The following is a 19,389-nucleotide window of genomic DNA, read 5'->3' as shown; positions in this document are numbered from 1 at the left end:
CGCACCCGTCGACCGCGAGGTGGATCTTGGAGGTAAGGCCTCTCCCGCGACCGGCCGATCGCCCTTTACGATCACAGAATCCCACTGGTGCTATAGGAATGCGTGCGTTCCGCAGTCCGATTCGACGGATCAGCACATCAGCGTTCATCCGACCGAAATACGGCGCTAAGCAGGAGTCCGCCGTCCACAGTGGCGGCGACCAAGCGCCGGTACCGCTGGGACCCACTAAAGGTGCGAACTGATGCTGCAGGCCCTTCGTGAATAGTGAGGTGCTGGTCTGCTTTGGCGACCGAGATACGATCAGCCGTCTCTGTCACAATGCACCGGTTACCGGTCACGCCCATCCACAGCGGCTGGTCACCATCACTAGCCCGCGCTAGCGTTCGTCGGCGACTTGAACCGCCTGCCCTGCCGAGCGAGCTCACGCTAGTCTCATCGGCCAGGAGTAGCCGACCCGCCTCCCAAGTGACGTAGCCGCCGCGCTGAACGTCCACGACGGCGGCCTTGCCGCTGGACGGAGCACGCACCCCCACGAGTTCTTTCCGACCCAGGCCATCCTCGATAATCGTGCTTTCAAGAATCTCATACGAACCGTGCGTTGGATAGTTCACCGCGTTGCCCCATCCGATGGTGCTACGGATCGACCGATGCAGAAGACGACTCTCCGGTGCACGATCTTCGGCGTAGACTCTTGCGAAGATAGCGAGGCCTTCTTCGCCGAGAGAGGCACCAACTGCGCCCATCCCGGTGCTCAATGACTCCGTCGGCGCGCTAGTCATCGACTTCACCGCGTCGCGGTCCGACGAGACTTGACCTGTGCTCTCGAGCGGAGCCCAGAAAGTTCCTCGATCCGTCGCAACGAAGATTTGGTTGTAATACACGCGCATGTCAAGGTGCGCAGACGCCTCGATGGCGAATGGAGAGGTCGCCACTGGGGACGACGGCAACTCCAATGACCGCGAGGATGCGTGATCAAATCGCTTCCAAGCACTCTTCGTCTTTGGTGACGCACCAATACCTTTGCTTGAGAACAGGGCATAGGCTGCCACTAGGCCGTCATCACCATGCTCCTCATCCAAGCTTGACGCGATCTGAGAGACGCTGTACGTGATCAAGCATCCTTCGAAGGTCAGCACGAATAGGTGGCCGCGATAAGCAAAAACATCGAGCGCGCGGGGCTCCTCGATAAGCACCGAAATATGATGCATCAGATCTTCCCCCTATCGATCCGCGCTTTGTCTATTTCGGAAATTACGCCAGAATCTCGCCACAGGGTCGTTACTTCAGCCGGAGGGCGATGGGCCAGCTCACGCCGATGGTCTCGAGCCGATACGGGGTATCCATGGCGCTCGTCAGCCGGGTTCGAAGGCCGTGGAAACTTGGCGATACGCTCCTTGTTCGTACCGACCACTGCCAACCCTGCAATTACACCCCAATTGTGGCCGTTGACGCACACCCAGTTCGCTGAGTGAGAAGCGCAAAATACGTGATACTCATCCGTCGGTGGAATGTCCCACTTATTCCTCCCTCCATCAGCATGGGTGCGGTGCTGTGTCATGGAAAGGTACGCTGGCGTGCCGCCGGATGCGTCAAAGCGGAGTCCCGCCGGCGTCTGTCGCGTGGGTGGTGTAGTCACTTAATAGGCCACCAATCTCCCTCGAGCCTAAGAGCGTTATTCAGCGGCTCGGTTCTGGTCATGAGCTGGTGAGGCTCTGGCCTGCGGTGACGCTGCTGCAGGGCAAGGTTCGGTAGATAGCGCAACGGTCCTTGCGTGCGGTTGGATCCAGGTTGTCTACGCCAGGATTCGAACCGTCCGAAGGACCGATGCGCCACCACAGTACCGCCGGGTTGACCGGTGCCCAGACCGCCGAACTGATCGCTCGCTGCTGGCAGGTCCACACCGGCCGGCCCGATGGTGATCGGTACGACTTCACGCTTCCGTTCGGCAGGGCGGTCACGATGGTGCTGATCATCGCCCGGCACAACCTGCCCCAGCAGCTCACAGGAGACCTGTTCGGCATCGCGCAAGCCACCGTCTCGCGGATCTGGCGGTACCTGATCCCGATGATCGGACAGGTCACCGCCCTGGACCGCAAGCATCTGGCCGACGCGCTCGAACGCGGCACCGTGCTGATCGACGGCACGCCGATCCCAACGGGCAACCGCACAGGGACCGGGACCACGAACTACGCCGCCAAGCATCACAAGCAGGCCCTCGGCGTGCAGGTCGCAGCGTTCCGCGACGGCACCCTGGCCGACGTCTCGACACCGGTACCCGGCTCGCGACACGACTCGCGTGCACTGGACGAGGTCGGCTGGGCCGACCAGATCACTGCCGCGCGGGCGAAGCGGGACTGGATCGCCGTCATCGCCGACACCGCCTACGTGAAACACACTCGCCTCACGCCACGGAAGAAGGCCCGAGGCCAGAAACGCCGCTCCAGAGCCGACCGGGAGCACAACCGGCACATCGCCTCCCTACGCGCACCGGTCGAACGGACCATCGGACTGCTCAAGCACTGGAAGATCCTCGCCACCGGCTACCGCGGCCGCCTGACCGAACTCCCAACCCTGATCCACATCATCGTCAACCTCGAGTTCTACCGACAGGCCACGTGAATAGCGCTCTGAGTCAGCGCCTTGTGGTCGCGATCCCTGCAGTGCGCTCCGCGTGAACCACGCCTGGAGCAACGCCGTCCGTGATGCTGCCGCGCCGGGTATGGCGCGGCAGCATCCGATCACATCCGCTCGGGTGCAGCAATGCCGAGCAGTTCAAGCCCCGTGGCCAACGTGCGTCCGGTGACCTGCGCCAGCACCTGCCCGGTGTCCTGATCGAGAGCCTCAAGCACCGCCGTCTGCGACATGGCGCCGGTCTCGCGTCGTCGAACCGCCGGGCTTCTTTGAGCGTCTTCCCGTCGAGCGACACCACCCGCACCAGACTCGGTTTGATCTGCTCACCGCCCCGCCGTCGGTGCGGGTTTCATGTCGCACGCCCAGGCCGAGAGCGTTTCGTCCAACGCGTCCGGGTCCACGTCGCACAACACGCGCCCGAGCGTCGCCAGCGACGGCACGCGCCGGGTCATGAGCCCGAACCCCGCGAACACATACGCGTCGGCATCGCGCACGGTCTCGGCGATCTCGTCGAACGTGGTCGCCTGACACGCCGCCGCGAACACACCCAGCCCCAGCAGTATCGCCAAGTCGTACACCACACCCCGCAGATCCCGCGGATCCGGCACCGCCTCCAATGCCTCCAGCAGCGCCGACACGTCCTGCCTCGCCAACTCCGCCTCCAACCGCGACTGGCCCCAAGACCCGACGATGATGAAGAATGCAGACACAACAGCGGCTTCCGTAGACGATCATGATGTAGGAACCTCGATCATTCCATGAGATCCGCCGCCCTATACCCACCACCAGAAACTTCCATATATAAAGACACCACACCGCGTCAAGCGCCACCAAAGGTGAACAACCTTGCAATCGCCCTGCCGCCAATCCCGCCACTCGCACCTGCTGGAGTATCCAATTGCCCCGGACGCCAGAATGGCAGAAATACCAACAAGAAGTTTCCTCGTTCTTGTCTGAGCTTGGATTTGATACGCGCGTTGACGAAACCATTGGAGGTGCACGCGCACAGCATGATATCGACGTAGCGGCCCGCATAAGGATTGCTGGGTTGGATATCCTTTGGATAGTCGAGTGCAAGGCCTGGGCGCGAAGGGTTCCGAAGGAGAGGATTCTCACCCTCCAGGGAATCGTTGACGACATCGGGGCGGACCGCGGACTTGTTTTTTCCGAGAGCGGATTCCAGGCTGGTGCAATTCGTGCCACACGGAACACGAACATCACTTTGACTGGCCTGGAAGACTTCAGGCTGAACTTTCAAGATGAGATCTCATCGACGAAGGCAAGAATTCTCGACGAGCGAATTTCTCGCCTCTTGCAGGCATTTTCGGCAGTCTGGGATCTAGGGGAATCGGAGCGGCAGGCGACATTTGCTAGATATTCCGGGCCTCCTGGGTTACTCAAAAGTGGCCCCCATGCCGTGGCGAGAGTGACAGCTTGCCTCACTGAAATGCGACAGTCGCTGGAAGACGCACGGTTCGGCCGCTGGCCAGTCGCTTACTTCCCACTGGACCTCGTTGATGGTGAGATTTTTAACGTCAGCGACTGGGATGGCCTGCTATTCATCGTCGAAATGTCCGTAGTTACCTGTGAGCGCATTTATCATCACATGATGACCCCGGAGGCAAGTCCAGTCGATTGGAAGACCCTGCAACCACCAGAGCTGATCAGCTTGCTCAGCGGCATCCGCGGTCGGTAAGGGAAGCCGCCTGGCTCGTGGCGTCCGATGACTCCACCGCTACGAACGCAAGGCTCCTTCGGTAACGGCCGCGCTTTCCCATGGCCAGGAACTCACAGTCAGTAGATCCTCTGCGAACGGAGTGATCCGTACATTCGGTGCCCCGTGATCGATCCTGCAATGGTGTCTATCGCACTCTGAAACTTGACTGTCAGAGGTCCGCCGCACCGAGCTGTCCTGGGAAGACTGTCGCTTCGTACCTCGTCATGTCGACGGCGGGCACGGTCCCGATTGCCTGGAGTTGGCGGAAGATCCTGATGCAGAAGTGGATGAGAGCGCCCTCACCGTCACGTGTGTCGAGTTCGAGCTTTACTTCGTCGCCGACGATCGTGGGCGTGTAGTCGAAGGCGAACTGATCGAGGCATATGCCGATGTTTAAGAAGCCAGGGTCTTCGGCGTCAGCAGGTTGCGTCTCCACAAGCTTGTCGATCGGGCTCGCCAGGTTTTTGCGGGTCGTAAGGAAGCCGCCGATGATGGGCTTCACTCCGATCTCTTCGGGCTTGTAGACCCCGCCCTTGTGCACGACAGACTGCGACGTGCGCTCCAGAGCGCGCACGCTCGCGACCTTCTTGCGCGCGTACTCCAGGTTGGCCGCACTGAAATCAGGCTTCACCTCTAACGCCGCGTAAACACTCTCCGCGGGCACGAACCGGGTTCCGCTCGCGGCGCCGAACCATTGTGGCGAGTAGTGGGTGTCGTAGATCGCCACGTCGATTTGTTCGCTCATATTTCCGTGGTGGTCAACGGCAAAGGCGGGGCCGACCGCATACCTCGTGGGAAGGAAGTCCCTGATGAGGCCGACCCAGTCCGCCTCGCTCTGATCGCCCCGCTCGGTGGGGTGGGAGGTCACGTCCCGGATGGAGAGGAACGACGCCCGAAGCGCTGTTGCCTTGTTGCGAAAGGCGGCGGAAATGTCGAATGGCGGCTTGGTCACGGTGCGATCCTCTCAACGTCGGCAGGCTTGATCGTGGCGCGACTCGGCCAGCATGGCTCGCCGATCAAGCTGTAGGCCTCGACAGCGTGTTCTGACATCACGGCGAGCACGACCAGAGCGACGGAGTGGCGAGCTTGTCTCACGAGCCCGGTGAGGGCATGCCGGTCGGTCGGGCTCGGAGGTTGCGGCGTCGGATGGCTGTGCCACTCGCCAACGTAGCCGACGTTTGGCTCAGAGCTCGTCGCCAAGTACTCATCGAGGACTTGCTGCGCGGGCGTGTGGCGGCGCTCGTAGTGTGTATGACCTGCTCGATGGTCGGGAACGGCCAGGAGACCCCGCACGACGGCGATACCGTCTCCTTCCCACCAGCCGACCAGGATCCCGCCGCTCTCATGAGGCGCCGCATCAAGCGCAATCGCCTCGCCCCGGTGGAACGCGTTCTCTTCGATGCGGACCTCGGGCGCGTTGCCGCGATCAGCGGTAATCACGAATGGTCCCCGCAGCAGAAAGCGGTGATCCCGTCAGCAGTCCGATCGCGTGACGCGTGGCGATTGAGGCGGCCTCGTAGACGGCGAAGGCTGAGGTTTGCGAGACGGGATCGCCGCAACCCGCCTCGAATCTCAGGTCCTCACGAGCCGCCGGTGGATTGAGTCCCGTAGGCGGGATCGGATCGCCTCGCAGGGGCGGAATTACATCAACTCGGACGACGCGGCCCTCCTCTTGCAGGCAGACCGATATCAGGTGGTGCCCTCCAGCGGTCGCAGCGATGGCGAGCAACTGTGTCACTTCGCCCGATGCCGATGCGTCGATGACCAGGTCGTGGTCGACGAACGTCCCGAGCACTTCGCTAGGTAACGGGACGCCGTCCGGGACGCTCGTGACTGTTGTCGAGTTGTGCGGCCGCGCTTCGATCGTCCGCCTTACAGCCTCTGGCTTGGGTAGACCGACAGAGTCGACGCCGGCGAGGTGCCGGATGAGATTTCCGGGCTTGACGATGTCGGGGTCGTAGGCGGTGATTGCGCCGACACCAGCGCGCGCGAGTAGGTCACATACGAATGACCCGATAGCACCAACGCCGACGACCGCAACGTGCGACTCTCCGAGGGCTTCGGAGTCGGCACCGGCCCGTAGTCTCAGCGTCGCTGGCGCGTCGCTGGCGCTACGGACCGACGCCAGGCCGATTCCGCCGGACGTGTCCCTCCAGATCGACAGCACGACCGCCGCACCCACCCCGCCCCGGACATACCTGACTATGAGGTAGCTGAACCGGCCGTCAGCAACGGCCTTCTCAATGAGGCGGACGTCAGCGGCAGGGATAGCCACTGTGAGGTCGCCCCAGCTGGCTGGAGGTGTCGCGGGCTCTCCGATGTCCGTGACGTACCCGAAGGCGCGGTTCTTCCCGACGCGCTTCCCCGCCGGGATCGATCCGGGACCCACTACTCGGGTGAGATGGGCGAGGCGGCGCAGTTGAATGAACTTGTTGTTGAGTTCGTCGAGGTCTCCGTAGACCACGAGCGGCTCGGCGGCTTGCTCGAAGTAGCGCTCGAGGTCCAAGTCTGGAAAGTCACCGGGCCACCCTGAGGTGGACTCGGTGATCCAACGTTCCACCAAAGCGAGGAAGTCCCCGACATCCAGCCAGGGCAGATCATCTCGACCGTCGGAAGGATAAAGGCACATCGCTCCGTCGCGCTCACGGTGCCACGAGCGCTGGAAGTCTGCCGGCGGCAAGACACGCGGGGGCGTAAACGGGAAGCCGTCGGGCAGGGTGATCTCGACCCGGAGGGCATCGTCGTCCGACCCCACTGTGCCGTCGAGAATCCGCCCGTCGGCTCGGAAGCCGCGGCGCTCCAACTCTTCGACGAACCGGAACGTGCCCGCCTCGATCTCCTCTTCCCACTGGCTCATCCGAACCGGCGGTCTCCTGCGGGAACCCTGGAAGATCCTGGAGTGATCAGGGCTGCCGATGCTGAAGCCTCCTTGACCCCGTCCTCGTTGTAGCCGGGCGGCATCGGAAAGACGACGTCGTCATCCCCGTTCTCACCGAGCAACTCGCGGAACTTCACCGCGGCCTTGCCGGAGTCCTCCTCGACGTACGCTTGACGCGCTGTGGTCGCGGCCGCTCGGAACTTGTCGCGCGCCGTCTCCCACTGGTTATCGGTGGCCCGGAAGGACAGGGTCCTGCCCGGCATTGTGTGGTCGGGAAGTTCCTTGCCCCAGCTGACCTTGTCGTCGAGGTAGTCGGCAATGGCCTCGAGAGCGGTCACGTACCCGAGCGTGAGGTTCTTCTTGCTCACTTGGTTGTTCACGCACGCGTCGTAGAGCGCCAGTTCGGCGAAGAGTCCACCGGGTCGCTTGCCGAGGATCGTGCGCCTGGTCTGGCGAACGAGCTTGACGAGCGGGACGTAGTCGTCGGCGAAGGCATCGTTCATGGCCGTCTTGAGCGCAGTCTGCTTCTCGGGGTTGGTGGTTTGCCAGCCGCCATCGCGGGTCGGGATCTCCCAGTAGCCGTCGGAGCGCTTGCGAGCGGGGACTGCATCGACGTGGAGACCGTCGTACTCGGGGAAGTCGATCGTGACCGACCGCGCCTGGCGCTTGACACGCGGCTCGTCGTCGTCGTCGACGCTGAACACGGCGTCGAGCACCTTGTAGAACTGGTCGAGGACGGTGTCACCAGCCACGTCGTCGCCGATGTCGTCCATGCGGCAGAAGACGTCGACGTCGGTGATCCGCCGGATGGAGACGGCGCGCTTGTAGGAGCCGATGAGTACGGGGTTGAGACCCCACTCCTTGAGCTCGTCCGCACTGGTGAGTGCGGCACGGACCGCCTTGTGCGCCTCGGGCGCGTTCGCTTTGTCGTCGACCGACGGCTCGATCAACTCCAGAGCCTTGCTGAACTGAGTACTGAGAATGGCCACCATCCGCTCCCCTCGAGATCCCGCCCGTCCGCTGGCTGCTGACTGCAAGACCGAGTTCGACGGAACTACGACGTTCCAAGCACGCTACTCCGACCCTCTGACACTCAGCCCCTGCGACCCGCAATGCGCAACATGTTCCATAGCAGGCGCAACCACAGGCACAGCGAGTGTCGGATCGTCGGCTGCCCCGGGGGGCGGGACTCCCAGGAGCGACCGTGCCCTGCCTGCGTGAGCTTTGCCAGGGCCAGCACCGCCGCACCTGTCTCGTGATCGAGGTACGCGGCTCCGGCATCGTGGACGAGGCTCTCGAAGGAGAACCGCCCCTCCACGATGTCGTCCAGCAGGTCCAGCGCGGTGTCGTCCTCGAACGCACCCCTTTCACGTGTCCGTAAAGACGCTGCGTCGCCGAATCGCAGATGTCACCATCGTCGCTACCGAGTCGGCCGGCGCATCCGGGTCGATCTCGATGAACTGACACCGAGCCTTGTCGGCGCGATCCATCAGCGCGTTCCGTGTGAACCCCCGACCGGTCGCGGCTGCGCGCACCTTGCGACTACAGCGGCTGGACCTCCTCGCGAGGAAGGTCCAGCCACTCGAGCATCAAGCAGCCCTGTCCCTTTCGAGCTTCGCGCGCTCCTTCTCGAGCTGCATCTCCTCCCCCACCGTCGCACTCATCCGCGCCGCCAGATCGATGTCCCGCGCCATCGTCGCCTTCTGATACCGCAGCACCACGGCCACATCGGCATGTCCCCCTCGCCGCATCAGCTCGGCGAGTGTGGCACCCTCCTGCGCGAACCGCGTCAGCCCGGTATGCCGCAGGTCGTGGAACCGGTAGCCGTCCGGCAGCCCGGCCACCTCCTCCCGGGCCACCGTCCACACCCCGTTCCACCGGGACGCCGACAGATGCTCCCCACCCCGCTCCCGACCCGGCACCACCGGCGCCATCCGCCCCGACCCCACCCGCTCGTCCAGGTGCTCCCGCAGCCGCTCGATCATGAGCGGCGGAACCGACATGGACCGAACGGCGTTGTCCGACTTCGGGTCCGCGAGCTTCCCCGTGGTCCCGTTCTTCTGCCGCCGCACGTACAGCGTCGCCGCCGTCCGATCACCGTTCCAGACGATGTCCCGCCGCTGCAGCCCCAGCACCTCCCCGCGCCGCAACTGACACCACGCCGCGAATAGCACCGCGATCCGCCACGGCTGCGGCACCGCCCGGTACAGCGCATCGACCCGGGCGGGCGTCGCGACGTCATCCTCCGGCGTGTGCGCGTCATCGTGCCGCACGGACTTGCGGGCGGGCGTCATCACGTCGGGCATCGTGGCCAGGAGTCCGTCCTTGACCGCCGCCCGCAGGATCATCTTGAGCGTGTCCACGACGTCGCCGGCGATCCCGTTGCGCCCCGCGCCCGGCTTGAGCACCGAGGGCAGCGCGGTGAGATCAGCCGCGAGCGCCCGCACCCTGGCGGTGTCGATGTCGCGGACCTTGACGTCGCCGAGCGGTTCGAGGAGGTAGTTGTTGATGCGCCCCCGGTAGGACGTCACCGTTCCGGGCCGACGACGTCGGCCTCCCTTGCCGGGCTCGTGCGCGATGCGCTGGAGCCACTGCTCGGCGTAGTCGCGGAACGTGACGTCCCGGAGCGCCGCCGCTTCGGCCTCGGCCCGACGCCGCCGAACGGCCTCGGTCGGAGGCTCCCACCGCCCGGAGGCGATCGTCTCGTGCATCCGGTTCAGCCATGCCCGGGCGTCGGTCTTGGTGAGGAAGGTCAGCGGCTTGTCGTCCTCGGTCCGGGCCGAGTAGGTCTTCTCGTCCGGCCCGGTGTAGCGCGCCTGCCATCGCTTCGAGGGCAGCTTGCGCAGCCTGCCCCAGGCTTCGCGTTTCTGTGGCTGTGCCGTCGTGTTCTTCGTGGTCATCGTGGGTCCTCCTGGTCGTGTCGGCGTGCCCCCTGCGTGCCCCTAGGGGCGGCAATCCGGGACTCCTCACGACCTCAGGTGTCCACGTGACACCAGACGCAAAGAGGCCCGGACCCGCGGAATTCCGCGGATCCGGGCCCCTCACCAGGCCGACCGCCCAAGAGCGGCCAATCCATCAACTAAAAGTTGATCATGTGCCCCGCCAGCCCATGAATGGACTCCTGCACCGACTCCGACAGCGTCGGGTGCGTGTGCACGTTCCGCGCCACCTCGTCGGCGGTCAGGTCCCACTTCTGCGCCAGCGTGAGCTCCGGCAGCAACTCGGACACGTCGGGCCCGATGAGGTGCCCGCCGAGCAGCTCGTTGTACTTGGCGTCGGCTACGAGCTTCACGAAGCCCGTCGTGTCGCCGAGCCCGTGCGCCTTGCCGTTGGCCATGGTCGGGAAGGACGCGACCTTCACGTCGTAGCCCTCGTCCTTGGCCTGCTGCTCGGTGAGCCCGAACGACGCCACCTGCGGCGAGCAGAACGTGGCGCGCGGCATCATCCGGTAGTCGCCCAGCGTCTGCGTCTCGGCGCCGGCGATGGTCTCGGAGGCGACGACGCCCTGCGCCTCGGCCACGTGCGCGAGCATGAGCTTCGCGGTCACGTCACCGATCGCGTAGATGTGCGGCACGTTGGTGCGCATGTGGTCGTCGATGTCGATGGCGCCGCGGTCGGTGAGTGCCACGCCGGTGTTCTCCAGCCCGAAGCCCTCGACGTTGGGCGCGAAGCCGACGGCCATGAGCACCTTGTCGACCGTGAGCTCGCCCGGCTTGTCGTCCTTCACGCCCTTGTAGGAGACCTGGACGGAGGAGCCGTTGTCCTTGACGGTCTGCACGGCGGTGGAGGTCAGGATCTTCACGCCGAGCTTCTTGTACTGCTTGGCGATCTCCTTGGAGACGTCCGCGTCCTCGTTCGGCAGCGCCCGGTCGAGGTACTCGATGATCGTGACGTCCACGCCGTAGTTCTTCAGGACGTACCCGAACTCCATGCCGATGGCGCCGGCGCCGACGATGGCGATCGACTTCGGCAGTTCACGGGTCATGATCTGCTTCTCGTAGGTGACGACGTTGTCGCTGAGCTCGACCCCCGGCAGCAGCTTGACCTTCGAACCGGTCGCGATGATCACGTTGTCGAACGTGACGCGCTCGGTGCCGCCCTTGTTGAGCGTGACGTCGATGGTGTTCGCGTCCACGAACGAACCCCGGCCGTCGTACTCGGTGATCTTGTTCTTCTTCATCAGGAAGTGGACGCCCTTGACGCGCCCGTCCGCGACCGTGCGCGAGCGCTCCCAGGCCTTGCCGAAGTCGAACGAGACGTCGCCCGACATCCCGAACAGATCCTTGTCATGCGTGAAGATGTGCGCCAGCTCCGCGTTCCGCAGGAGGGCCTTGGAGGGGATGCAGCCCACGTTGAGGCAGACACCACCCCAGTACTTCTCCTCGATGATCGCAACGGACTTGCCGAGCTGCGCCGCACGGATCGCGGCGACGTAGCCGCCAGGGCCAGCTCCGAGGAGAACGACGTCGTAGTGGGAAGCCATGGCCCCCAGCCTATGGCCAGAGCGGCGATGCCGTGGCGTGACGTCCGTCATGAACCACCACCATGGACGACGACGGCCGTCGTGGCGAGGTCGGTCCCGTCCGGCTCAGTGGGCGACGCGGAAGCCCGACTCGCCACGCGGCTCGAGATCCGCGATCTCGGCGCCCGTCACCAGGGCCGCCGTCGGCCCCTCGCGCAGGACGGCGACCAGCGCCTCGACCGCGTCCGGCTCGCCCTCGACCTCCGCCTCGACGCTGCCGCCCGGGGTGTTCCGCACGAACCCGGCGACGGGCAGCCGCCGGGCGGCCTGCACCACGGTGGCGCGGAAGCCGACGCCCTGGACCCTGCCGTGCACGGTCACCCGAACCCGCTGAACCATGCCGCCAGGATAGGGCCGGTGAAAAAGCGTGGCGCCGTCGTGCACCACGCGTCCTAGGGTGGGCCGATGACGTCGGTTCAACACTTCCAGGTCACGTTCGACTGCGCGGAGCCCGAGCGCCTCGCGCGCTTCTGGTGCGAGGTGCTGGGGTACGTCGTCCCACCGCCACCGGAGGGGTTCGCCACCTGGGAGGACTACACGCGGTCGCTGCAGCCCGAGGACCGCGACGCGGCGTTCGCGTGCGTCGATCCCACCGGCGTGGGCCCGCGGCTGTACTTCCAGCGCGTGCCGGAGGGCAAGGTGGTCAAGAACAGGGTGCACCTCGATGTGCGGCGCGGCGCCGGGCTCGTGGGCGAGGAACGCATCGCGACGCTCGAGGCCGAGTGCGAGCGACTTCTCGCGCTGGGCGCGTCACACGTGCTGACGCAGTACGCCGACGAGGAGAACGAGTCCTGCATCACGATGCAGGACATCGAGGGCAACGAGTTCTGCCTCGACTAGGCACTCCGCCTCGACCGGTAGCGATGCGGTCGGACCGAGGACCGACCGCGCCCCCTACGCCACCAGCAGCGTGATCACCGTGATCGCCGGGACCGAGCCGATCGTCGTCACGAAGATGGCGTCCCGGGCGAGCAGTTCGGCCCGGCCGAAACGGGTCGCGTGGACGAAGATGTTCTGCGCGCTCGGGAGCGCGGCGGTGACCGTGAGGGCGAGCAGCGCGACGTCGTCGACCCCGAGGAGGCGGCCCGCGGCGTAGGCGCCGAGCGGCTGGACGACGAGCTTGAGGAACGTGACGAATCCCAGTTCGACGGCCGGCACACCGCGGCCCGGCATCGGCCCGAGCCGCAGGGAGATGCCGTACGCGATGAGGACACCCGGCACCGCGAGCCCGCCGATGAGCCCCACGGGTTCCATCACGAGATCCGGCACGCGCAGGCCGGTCAGGGAGATCGCCAGGCCGAGCAGGGTGGCGACGGTGAGCGGGTTGGTGAACGGCAGCCGAGCCGCCCGCCAGAACGCCTCGGCGCGGGTGCGGCGGGCGCCCTCCCGGCCGGCGTCGAGCACCATGAGCGCGATCGGCTGGAGCACGCCGAGCTGGAGCAGCAGCATCGGGGCGATGAGCGCGGCGTCACCCAGCACGTACGCGGCGACGGGGAGGCCCAGGTTTCCCGCGTTGCAGTACGCGGAGCACATCGCGCCGATCGCCGTCTCGTCGGGGCGGCGGCGCTGCACCAGCGTCGCGACGAGGATGTACGGGATCGCGGCCACCGCGACCCCGGCGGCCGTCGCGACGAGGTTGCGCGACAGGAATCCCGCGACGTCGGTCTCGGACATCACCACGAACAGCAGGCACGGGCTCGCCACGAAGAACGAGAGCCGGGTCAGGACCGTCTGCGCACGCTCGTCCAGCAGCTTCACCGCGGCGATCCCGTAGCCGACGGCGATCACGGCGGCGATGGTGGTGAACCCGAGCAGGACGTCGTGCACGTGGCAAGCGTATTCCGCCGCCCGGCGCCACCACGGACCGTCTCACCCGGCGGCGCGGGGCCCGGCGGCCACAGCGCCCGGCTCGCCGGGCGGCTCCACACACCTCAGATCGACGGCGGCCCCTGGCGGACCTTCTTCAGCAGGAACTCCGGCGTGACGCTGTCCGGGTCCCACCAGGACTCGACCCACCAGGTGGCGCCCGCCTCCTGCATGGCCTGCGCCTGCTCGACGGCCTTCGCGGGGTCGTCCGACAGCTTGCCCTGAGCGACGACGTCGAACGGGCGGCGTGCGTCACGCTCGGCCCACGCCGGCTGCGAGCGCAGCCAGTTCACGAGTGGGGCGACGGAATCGGGCCCCGGCTCGTCCGCCGAGCCGCGGTTCTGGGTGACGATCCCGTCCCAGCGCAGCGTGCGGGCGAGGTTGCGGACGGGCGGCCGCGCCGGGTCCCAGACGCCGACCGGCCACACCGGGATCCGGCCGTTGACGGGCGGCTCGGGAAAGACCATCTCGCCCACCTCGGTGCGACTGCCGGCGAACTCGAAGGGTTCGCCCTTCCACGACTCGCCGAGGTAGACCAGGGTGTCGTCGAGCAGTTCGGCGCGTTCCTTGAGGCCCGTCGCCTGGCCGGGGACGGACCGGAAGCCGCCGTCGTCCAGGACGCCGACGCCGACGGGCAGGACGAGGCGACCGCCGGACAGGTGGTCGACGGTGAGCGCGCGCTGCGCGAACTCCCACGGCCGGTGGCGCGGCAGGGCGAAGACCATCGCGCCGAGCGTGATCCGCTCGGTGACGGCGGCCACCGCCGAGAGCAGGGAGAACGGGTCCCAGGTGGGGCCGAAGGCTCCCATGCTGACGGCATCCCAGGTGAAGAAGCCGTCCCAGCCGTGCTCCTCGCACTCGCGCGCGAGCGCGACGTGCTGCTCAGGTGTGCCGAAACTGCCGATGAACCCGAACTTCATGCCGCAACCTCCGAGTGGTGGGACGTGACCGCTGCCTCGTCCGCCACGTTACGCCGGGACACTGACACGACTACTGTGGGACCCCGTGACCAGCCCTGAAGACACCACCCGCAGCGCCCGTCCCGTCGTCGAGATGTGGACCGACGGCGCCTGCAAGGGGAACCCCGGCATCGGCGGCTGGGGCGCGCTCCTGCGCTCGGGAACGCACGAGAGGGAGATCTTCGGCGGCGATCCGGCCACCACGAACAACCGCATGGAGCTGACCGCCGTGGTCGAGGCGCTGCGTGCGCTGAAGAGCCCCAGCGACGTGACGATCCACGTCGACTCGTCCTACGTGATGAACGGGATGAAGTCCTGGATCGCGGGCTGGAAGCGCAACGGCTGGCGCACGGCCTCGAAGCAGCCCGTGAAGAACGTGGACCTGTGGCAGGCGCTCGACGCCGAGGTCGCCGAGCACTCGGTGCGCTGGGTCTGGGTCAAGGGCCACGCCGGCGACCCGGGCAACGAACGCGCCGACGCCCTGGCGAACAAGGGCGTCGACGCCGTGCGCTGACCCGGGCCGCGCCCGGGGGAACCGGCAGACGTCAGACCGGGCGGGCCGGCTCCACCGTCTCGGTCGGCCAGTGCTTGGCCGGGAGCGTCTTCGGGCGCCAGGTCGCGCGGGTCTCCTCGAACGCCGTGATCTCGTCGGCGTGCTGGAGGGTGAGGCCGATGTCGTCCAGGCCCTCCATGAGCCGCCAGCGCGTGTAGTCGTCGATCTGGAAGGGCACGGTGACGTCGTCGGCGGTCGCGGTGCGCGCCTCCAGGTCCACGGTGACCTCGGTGCCGGGCTTCGTCTCCAGCACCTTCCAGAGGATCTCGATGTCCTCCTGCGCGACGATGGCCGCGAGCAGCCCCTGCTTGCCCGAGTTGCCGCGGAAGATGTCGGCGAACCGGCTGGACAGCACCACGCGGAAGCCGTAGTCCTTCAGCGCCCAGACGGCGTGCTCGCGCGAGGAGCCGGTGCCGAAGTCAGGACCGGCCACGAGCACGGAGCCGGCCGAGTAGGCGTCCTGGTTGAGCACGAACGCCGGGTCGCCCCGCCAGGCGGCGAACAGCGCGTCCTCGAAGCCGGTGCGGGTGACCCGCTTGAGGTACACGGCGGGGATGATCTGGTCGGTGTCGACGTTGCTGCGGCGCAGCGGCACGCCGACGCCCGTGTGGGTGGTGAACTTCTCCATGGTGATCTCCTGGGTTCGCGGCGGGCAGCGGGTCAGCGCGCCCCGGCCGGCACGGGCATCGGCAGGTCGACGACGGTCTCGGTGATCGGCGGGGCGCCCACACCGTCCAGCGGCGAGCCGTCGAAGGTGGTCAGGTCGATGTCCTCGGCGAGGTTCAGGTCCGCGACCGACGACAGCGTCCCGCGGATCGCGGTCGCCGCCGCGACGAGCGGTGAGACGAGGTGCGTGCGCCCGCCCTTGCCCTGCCTGCCCTCGAAGTTGCGGTTCGACGTCGACGCCGACCGCTCCCCCGGCGCGAGCTGGTCCGGGTTCATGCCCAGGCACATCGAGCACCCGGCGTTGCGCCACTCGGCGCCGAAGTCCTTGAAGATCTCGTCCAGGCCCTCGGCCTCGGCCTGCAGACGCACGCGCGCGGAGGCCGGGACCACGAGGACCCGCACGTCGTCGGCCTTCTTGCGACCCTTGACCACCTTGGCGACGGACCGCAGGTCCTCGATGCGCCCGTTGGTGCAGGAGCCGATGAACACGGTGTCGACCTTCACGTCCCGCAGCGGTGTGCCGGGCTCCAGGCCCATGTACTCGAGACTGCGCTCGGCGGCGACACGCTCGGACTCGTCGGCGATCTGCGCCGGGACCGGCACCGAGGCCGAGATCGGCAGGCCCTGCCCCGGGTTGGTGCCCCAGGTGACGAAGGGCTCCAGGTCGGCGGCCTCCAGGACCACCTCGGCGTCGAACTCGGCGTCGTCGTCGGACTTCAGCGTCTTCCAGTACTCGACGGCGGCGTCCCAGTCGGCGCCCTCCGGGGCGTGCGGGCGGCCCTTGAGGTACTCGAAGGTGGTCTCGTCCGGCGCGATCATGCCGGCGCGCGCGCCGGCCTCGATGGACATGTTGCAGATCGTCATCCGCGCTTCCATCGACAGCTTGCGGATCGCCTCGCCGCGGTACTCCAGGACGTAGCCCTGCCCGCCACCGGTGCCGATCTTGGCGATGACCGCCAGGATGATGTCCTTGCTGGTGGTGCCCGGCGGCAGCGCCCCGTTGACGGTGATCGCCATCGTCTTGAACGGTGTCAGCGGGAGCGTCTGGGTGGCGAGCACGTGCTCCACCTCGGAGGTGCCGATGCCGAACGCGAGGCCGCCGAACGCGCCGTGCGTGGAGGTGTGCGAGTCACCGCAGACCACCGTGAGACCCGGCATCGTCAGGCCGAGCTGGGGCCCCACCTGGTGGACGATGCCCTGGTCCGCGTCGCCGAGGCTGTGCAGCCGCACGCCGAACTCGCGCGCGTTGGCGCGCAGGGTGTCGATCTGTGTGCGACTGGTCACATCCGCGATCGGCTGGTCGATGTCCAGCGTCGGGGTGTTGTGGTCCTCGGTGGCGATGGTGAGGTCCGGGCGGCGGACGGGTCGCCCGGCCAGCCGGAGCCCCTCGAACGCCTGCGGACTCGTCACCTCGTGGACGAGGTGCAGATCGATGTACAGCAGGTCGGGCTCGCCCCCGGTGCCGCGTCGCACCAGGTGCGCCTCCCAGACCTTCTCCGCCAGCGTGCCGGCCATTGCGGGTCGCCTCCTCGTCACTTCCAGTTTCGCCCTGCGTCAGTACTCGATCTACTTTGCCGACTTGCTATCTCACGCCCTGAGACGGCAATATCGAGGTATGGACGATACTAGCGGAGTCGGCGTGCTGGACAAGGCCGCGTCCGTCCTCGGGGCTCTCGAGGCCGGTCCGGCAACTCTGGCACAGCTCGTGAACTCGACGGGACTGGCCCGTCCGACCGCGCACCGCCTGGCGGTCGCGCTCGAGCACCACCGCATGGTCGCACGTGACATGCAGGGCCGCTTCGTGCTCGGTCCGCGCCTCAACGAACTGGCCACGGCCGCGGGCGAGGACCGGCTGCTCGCGGCCGCGAACCCGGTGCTCATCGCCTTGCGCGACCACACCGGTGAGAGCGCGCAACTCTACCGCCGCCAGGCGGACCAGCGGGTCTGCGTCGCCGCGGCGGAACGCCCGGTGGGCCTGCGCGACTCCATCCCCGTGGGCGCCACGCTCACGATGCACGCCGGCTCCGCGGCGCAGATCCTGCTCGCCTGGGAGGAGCCGGACCGCCTGCACCGCGGCCTGCGCGAGGCGGTCTTCACCGCCACGATCCTGTCGGGTGTCCGACGGCGCGGCTGGGCGCAGTCGGTCTCGGAACGTGAACTGGGCGTGGCGTCCGTCTCCGCCCCCGTGCGCGGGCCGTCAGGTCGCGTGGTGGCCGCAGTGAGTGTGTCCGGGCCGGTGGAGCGGCTGTCGCGGCAGCCCGGCCGGCTGCACTCGGCCGCCGTGGTCGCCGCGGCGAACAAGCTCACCGAGGTGCTGCACCGCTCGGGCGAGTGACCGGCGGGCCGAACGGCGATTTCTTTACCAAACCTTCGCGCCACGCCGAGGATGGTGACCCCGCGAGCCGGACCCGGAAAGTACGCTTTGACGCGACGTGTGCTCCAGGCCCGCACGCGCGTCGTCGTCGTGAGGAAGACAGATGTCGCCGAAACTGAGGCTCGTCCTCATCTGGTTGGCGGTGATCGCCGTCGTGTCCATGATCATCAGCGACCCCAGCGGGTCGGCGGACTTCGTCCTGGCGATCTGGGACATGATCTGGGGCGCCGTCCTGGCGATCGCCACGTTCTTCGAGGAGCTGTTCACGGGAATACTGGCCGGGTGACCCCTGCGTGACCGAGACCGAGGACTTTCTCCGTCGGCACAGGAGGCTGCGCAAGTACATCCTGGGCGGCGAGGAGATCGTCTTCGCGACGCACCGGCACTGGGTCCGGCTGTGGGAGCCGGTGCTGACGGCGCTCGGTTCGTTCGTGGTACTCGTGCTGGTGTTCCTCGCGGCGAGCAGCGAGATGCGCGACGTCCTCGTGTGGCTGTTCTGGGGCTGGGCGCTCGTGCTGGGGCGCCTGGGGTGGAGGTACCTGGAGTGGCGTCATGACTGGCTGCTGCTGACGAACCTGCGGCTCATGACGGTGACGGGGTTCGTGGTGCAGTCGGTGGCGACCATGCCGCGCGACAAGGTGACGGACCTGGGCTACAAACAGGACTTCATGGGCCAGCTCATCGGCTACGGCACCTTCCACTTCGAGTCGGCGGGCCAGGACCAGACGCTGAGCACGGAGGAGTACATCCCCAGCTCGGACGCCCTGTACCGCACCCTCATGACGAGCCTGTTCCACCCGGACGCGGACCCGAAGCCGGCCACGAGGCCCCCGTCGATCGTCCCCCGGCAACGGGACGACCCCGAGGACGCCACCACCCCGGACGAGACTCCGACCACGCCACCCCGCTCCACCCCACGAACCCAGCAGATCAAGATCCGCCCGTCCCACCCCGAGGACTAACCAGCCCCACCGCCCCGCCCGTCCGCGACCACGCCATCTTCCTCGGTCGCTCAGCAACTGACGGGCACCGGCAACAACGGACACCCCGGCCAGGACAGACCCAAGAACGTCACACCCCCACAGCCAACAAGAACCCCAGCCACACCAAACCCCACACCCCCCACCCAGGCCACCACGGCAGGGGGGAAAGGGGCGAAGCCCCAGCCCGGGGTCCGGGGGCGAGCCCCCGGGGCGGGGCGTGGGGGCTCCGCCCCCACAAAA

The 19,389-nt window shown here is 66.9% G+C and carries 22 protein-coding genes; 7 read left to right on the top strand and 15 right to left on the bottom strand.

Annotation, left to right across the window (positions count from 1 at the left end; translation table 11 throughout):
- Nucleotides 1-137: 137 nt before the first annotated feature.
- Nucleotides 138-1,208, bottom strand: a complete 1,071-nt coding sequence (locus tag EDD34_RS04580; RefSeq protein WP_123813517.1) for a hypothetical protein — start codon at nucleotides 1,206-1,208, stop codon at nucleotides 138-140.
- Nucleotides 1,209-1,824: 616 nt separating this feature from the next.
- On the opposite strand from EDD34_RS04580, the gene EDD34_RS04575 reads away from it, so the two are divergent.
- Nucleotides 1,825-2,619, top strand: coding sequence for a transposase family protein (locus EDD34_RS04575; protein WP_123813516.1), 795 nt, complete (start codon nucleotides 1,825-1,827; stop codon nucleotides 2,617-2,619).
- Nucleotides 2,620-2,738: 119 nt separating this feature from the next.
- Here EDD34_RS04575 and EDD34_RS21060 read toward each other — a convergent pair whose 3' ends face one another.
- Together EDD34_RS21060 and EDD34_RS04570 are read right to left on the bottom strand one after the other, a co-directional pair.
- Nucleotides 2,739-2,864 (bottom strand): DALR anticodon-binding domain-containing protein, encoded by a 126-nt coding sequence (locus EDD34_RS21060; protein WP_246012184.1) that lies wholly within the window; start codon nucleotides 2,862-2,864, stop codon nucleotides 2,739-2,741.
- A gap of 90 nt (nucleotides 2,865-2,954) precedes the next feature.
- The gene (locus EDD34_RS04570; protein WP_170176969.1) at nucleotides 2,955-3,269 is read right to left on the bottom strand and encodes a transposase family protein; all 315 of its coding nucleotides are present in this window, start codon (nucleotides 3,267-3,269) and stop codon (nucleotides 2,955-2,957) included.
- Nucleotides 3,270-3,529: 260 nt separating this feature from the next.
- Between EDD34_RS04570 and EDD34_RS04565 the strand changes: the two genes are divergently transcribed.
- The gene (locus tag EDD34_RS04565; protein WP_281277743.1) at nucleotides 3,530-4,327 is read left to right on the top strand and encodes a restriction endonuclease; all 798 of its coding nucleotides are present in this window, start codon (nucleotides 3,530-3,532) and stop codon (nucleotides 4,325-4,327) included.
- Between the two features lie 190 nt (nucleotides 4,328-4,517).
- Here the strand turns inward: EDD34_RS04565 and EDD34_RS04560 are convergent, their stop codons facing one another.
- The 8 genes from EDD34_RS04560 to EDD34_RS04525 all read right to left on the bottom strand — a co-directional run bounded on the left by EDD34_RS04560 (nucleotide 4,518) and on the right by EDD34_RS04525 (nucleotide 12,087).
- On the bottom strand, nucleotides 4,518-5,300 hold the full coding sequence (locus EDD34_RS04560) for a DUF6602 domain-containing protein (RefSeq protein WP_123813513.1): 783 nt from the start codon (nucleotides 5,298-5,300) through the stop codon (nucleotides 4,518-4,520).
- Nucleotides 5,297-5,788 carry a Mov34/MPN/PAD-1 family protein gene (locus EDD34_RS04555; protein ID WP_170176967.1) on the bottom strand — a complete coding sequence of 164 codons (492 nt, stop codon included), beginning with the start codon at nucleotides 5,786-5,788 and terminating at the stop codon, nucleotides 5,297-5,299. The genes EDD34_RS04560 and EDD34_RS04555 overlap by 4 nt, the downstream gene beginning before the upstream one ends.
- Complete coding sequence (locus EDD34_RS04550) at nucleotides 5,775-7,205, bottom strand: ThiF family adenylyltransferase (RefSeq protein ID WP_123813511.1); 1,431 nt, start codon at nucleotides 7,203-7,205, stop codon at nucleotides 5,775-5,777. Before EDD34_RS04550 ends, EDD34_RS04555 begins: the two co-directional genes overlap by 14 nt.
- Nucleotides 7,202-8,218, bottom strand: a complete 1,017-nt coding sequence (locus EDD34_RS04545) for an SMODS domain-containing nucleotidyltransferase (protein ID WP_123813510.1) — start codon at nucleotides 8,216-8,218, stop codon at nucleotides 7,202-7,204. The genes EDD34_RS04550 and EDD34_RS04545 overlap by 4 nt, the downstream gene beginning before the upstream one ends.
- Nucleotides 8,219-8,319: 101 nt before the next feature.
- On the bottom strand, nucleotides 8,320-8,631 hold the full coding sequence (locus tag EDD34_RS21545) for a DUF4259 domain-containing protein (protein WP_123816322.1): 312 nt from the start codon (nucleotides 8,629-8,631) through the stop codon (nucleotides 8,320-8,322).
- A gap of 184 nt (nucleotides 8,632-8,815) precedes the next feature.
- A complete protein-coding gene (locus EDD34_RS04535; protein WP_123813509.1) occupies nucleotides 8,816-10,126 on the bottom strand; it encodes a tyrosine-type recombinase/integrase in 1,311 nt (436 codons plus the stop codon).
- A 179-nt stretch (nucleotides 10,127-10,305) separates the two neighbouring features.
- The gene (gene lpdA, locus EDD34_RS04530) at nucleotides 10,306-11,709 is read right to left on the bottom strand and encodes a dihydrolipoyl dehydrogenase (RefSeq protein ID WP_123813508.1); all 1,404 of its coding nucleotides are present in this window, start codon (nucleotides 11,707-11,709) and stop codon (nucleotides 10,306-10,308) included.
- 105 nt (nucleotides 11,710-11,814) lie between these two features.
- Nucleotides 11,815-12,087, bottom strand: coding sequence for an acylphosphatase (locus tag EDD34_RS04525; RefSeq protein WP_123813507.1), 273 nt, complete (start codon nucleotides 12,085-12,087; stop codon nucleotides 11,815-11,817).
- A gap of 66 nt (nucleotides 12,088-12,153) precedes the next feature.
- Here EDD34_RS04525 and EDD34_RS04520 point away from each other — a divergent pair, with 66 nt between their 5' ends.
- The gene (locus tag EDD34_RS04520) at nucleotides 12,154-12,588 is read left to right on the top strand and encodes a VOC family protein (RefSeq protein WP_123813506.1); all 435 of its coding nucleotides are present in this window, start codon (nucleotides 12,154-12,156) and stop codon (nucleotides 12,586-12,588) included.
- A 54-nt stretch (nucleotides 12,589-12,642) separates the two neighbouring features.
- Here the strand turns inward: EDD34_RS04520 and EDD34_RS04515 are convergent, their stop codons facing one another.
- Nucleotides 12,643-13,575 (bottom strand): AEC family transporter, encoded by a 933-nt coding sequence (locus tag EDD34_RS04515; RefSeq protein WP_123813505.1) that lies wholly within the window; start codon nucleotides 13,573-13,575, stop codon nucleotides 12,643-12,645.
- Between the two features lie 104 nt (nucleotides 13,576-13,679).
- Nucleotides 13,680-14,534, bottom strand: coding sequence for an LLM class flavin-dependent oxidoreductase (locus tag EDD34_RS04510; protein ID WP_123813504.1), 855 nt, complete (start codon nucleotides 14,532-14,534; stop codon nucleotides 13,680-13,682).
- 133 nt (nucleotides 14,535-14,667) lie between these two features.
- Between EDD34_RS04510 and rnhA the strand changes: the two genes are divergently transcribed.
- Entirely contained in the window at nucleotides 14,668-15,087 is a 420-nt protein-coding gene (gene rnhA / locus EDD34_RS04505; RefSeq protein WP_123816321.1) for a ribonuclease HI, read from the top strand.
- Between the two features lie 31 nt (nucleotides 15,088-15,118).
- On the opposite strand, the gene leuD is transcribed toward rnhA, so the two are convergent.
- Nucleotides 15,119-15,754: a 3-isopropylmalate dehydratase small subunit gene (gene leuD / locus EDD34_RS04500; RefSeq protein WP_123813503.1), complete on the bottom strand. Its 636-nt coding sequence runs from the start codon at nucleotides 15,752-15,754 to the stop codon at nucleotides 15,119-15,121.
- 32 nt (nucleotides 15,755-15,786) lie between these two features.
- Nucleotides 15,787-17,307 carry a 3-isopropylmalate dehydratase large subunit gene (leuC, locus tag EDD34_RS04495; protein ID WP_123813502.1) on the bottom strand — a complete coding sequence of 507 codons (1,521 nt, stop codon included), beginning with the start codon at nucleotides 17,305-17,307 and terminating at the stop codon, nucleotides 15,787-15,789.
- Between the two features lie 100 nt (nucleotides 17,308-17,407).
- On the opposite strand from leuC, the gene EDD34_RS04490 reads away from it, so the two are divergent.
- From EDD34_RS04490 to EDD34_RS04480, 3 genes are all read left to right on the top strand, one after another.
- Nucleotides 17,408-18,127, top strand: a complete 720-nt coding sequence (locus tag EDD34_RS04490) for an IclR family transcriptional regulator (protein WP_123813501.1) — start codon at nucleotides 17,408-17,410, stop codon at nucleotides 18,125-18,127.
- A 142-nt stretch (nucleotides 18,128-18,269) separates the two neighbouring features.
- Complete coding sequence (locus EDD34_RS04485; RefSeq protein ID WP_123813500.1) at nucleotides 18,270-18,452, top strand: hypothetical protein; 183 nt, start codon at nucleotides 18,270-18,272, stop codon at nucleotides 18,450-18,452.
- Between the two features lie 7 nt (nucleotides 18,453-18,459).
- Nucleotides 18,460-19,128, top strand: coding sequence for a PH domain-containing protein (locus EDD34_RS04480; protein WP_123813499.1), 669 nt, complete (start codon nucleotides 18,460-18,462; stop codon nucleotides 19,126-19,128).
- Nucleotides 19,129-19,389: the final 261 nt, after the last annotated feature.

This window comes from Myceligenerans xiligouense (assembly GCF_003814695.1).
Lineage (GTDB): Bacteria > Actinomycetota > Actinomycetes > Actinomycetales > Cellulomonadaceae > Myceligenerans > Myceligenerans xiligouense.
The sequence above is the reverse complement of the archived record's forward strand: the minus strand, read 5'-3'. Positions and strand labels throughout refer to the sequence as shown.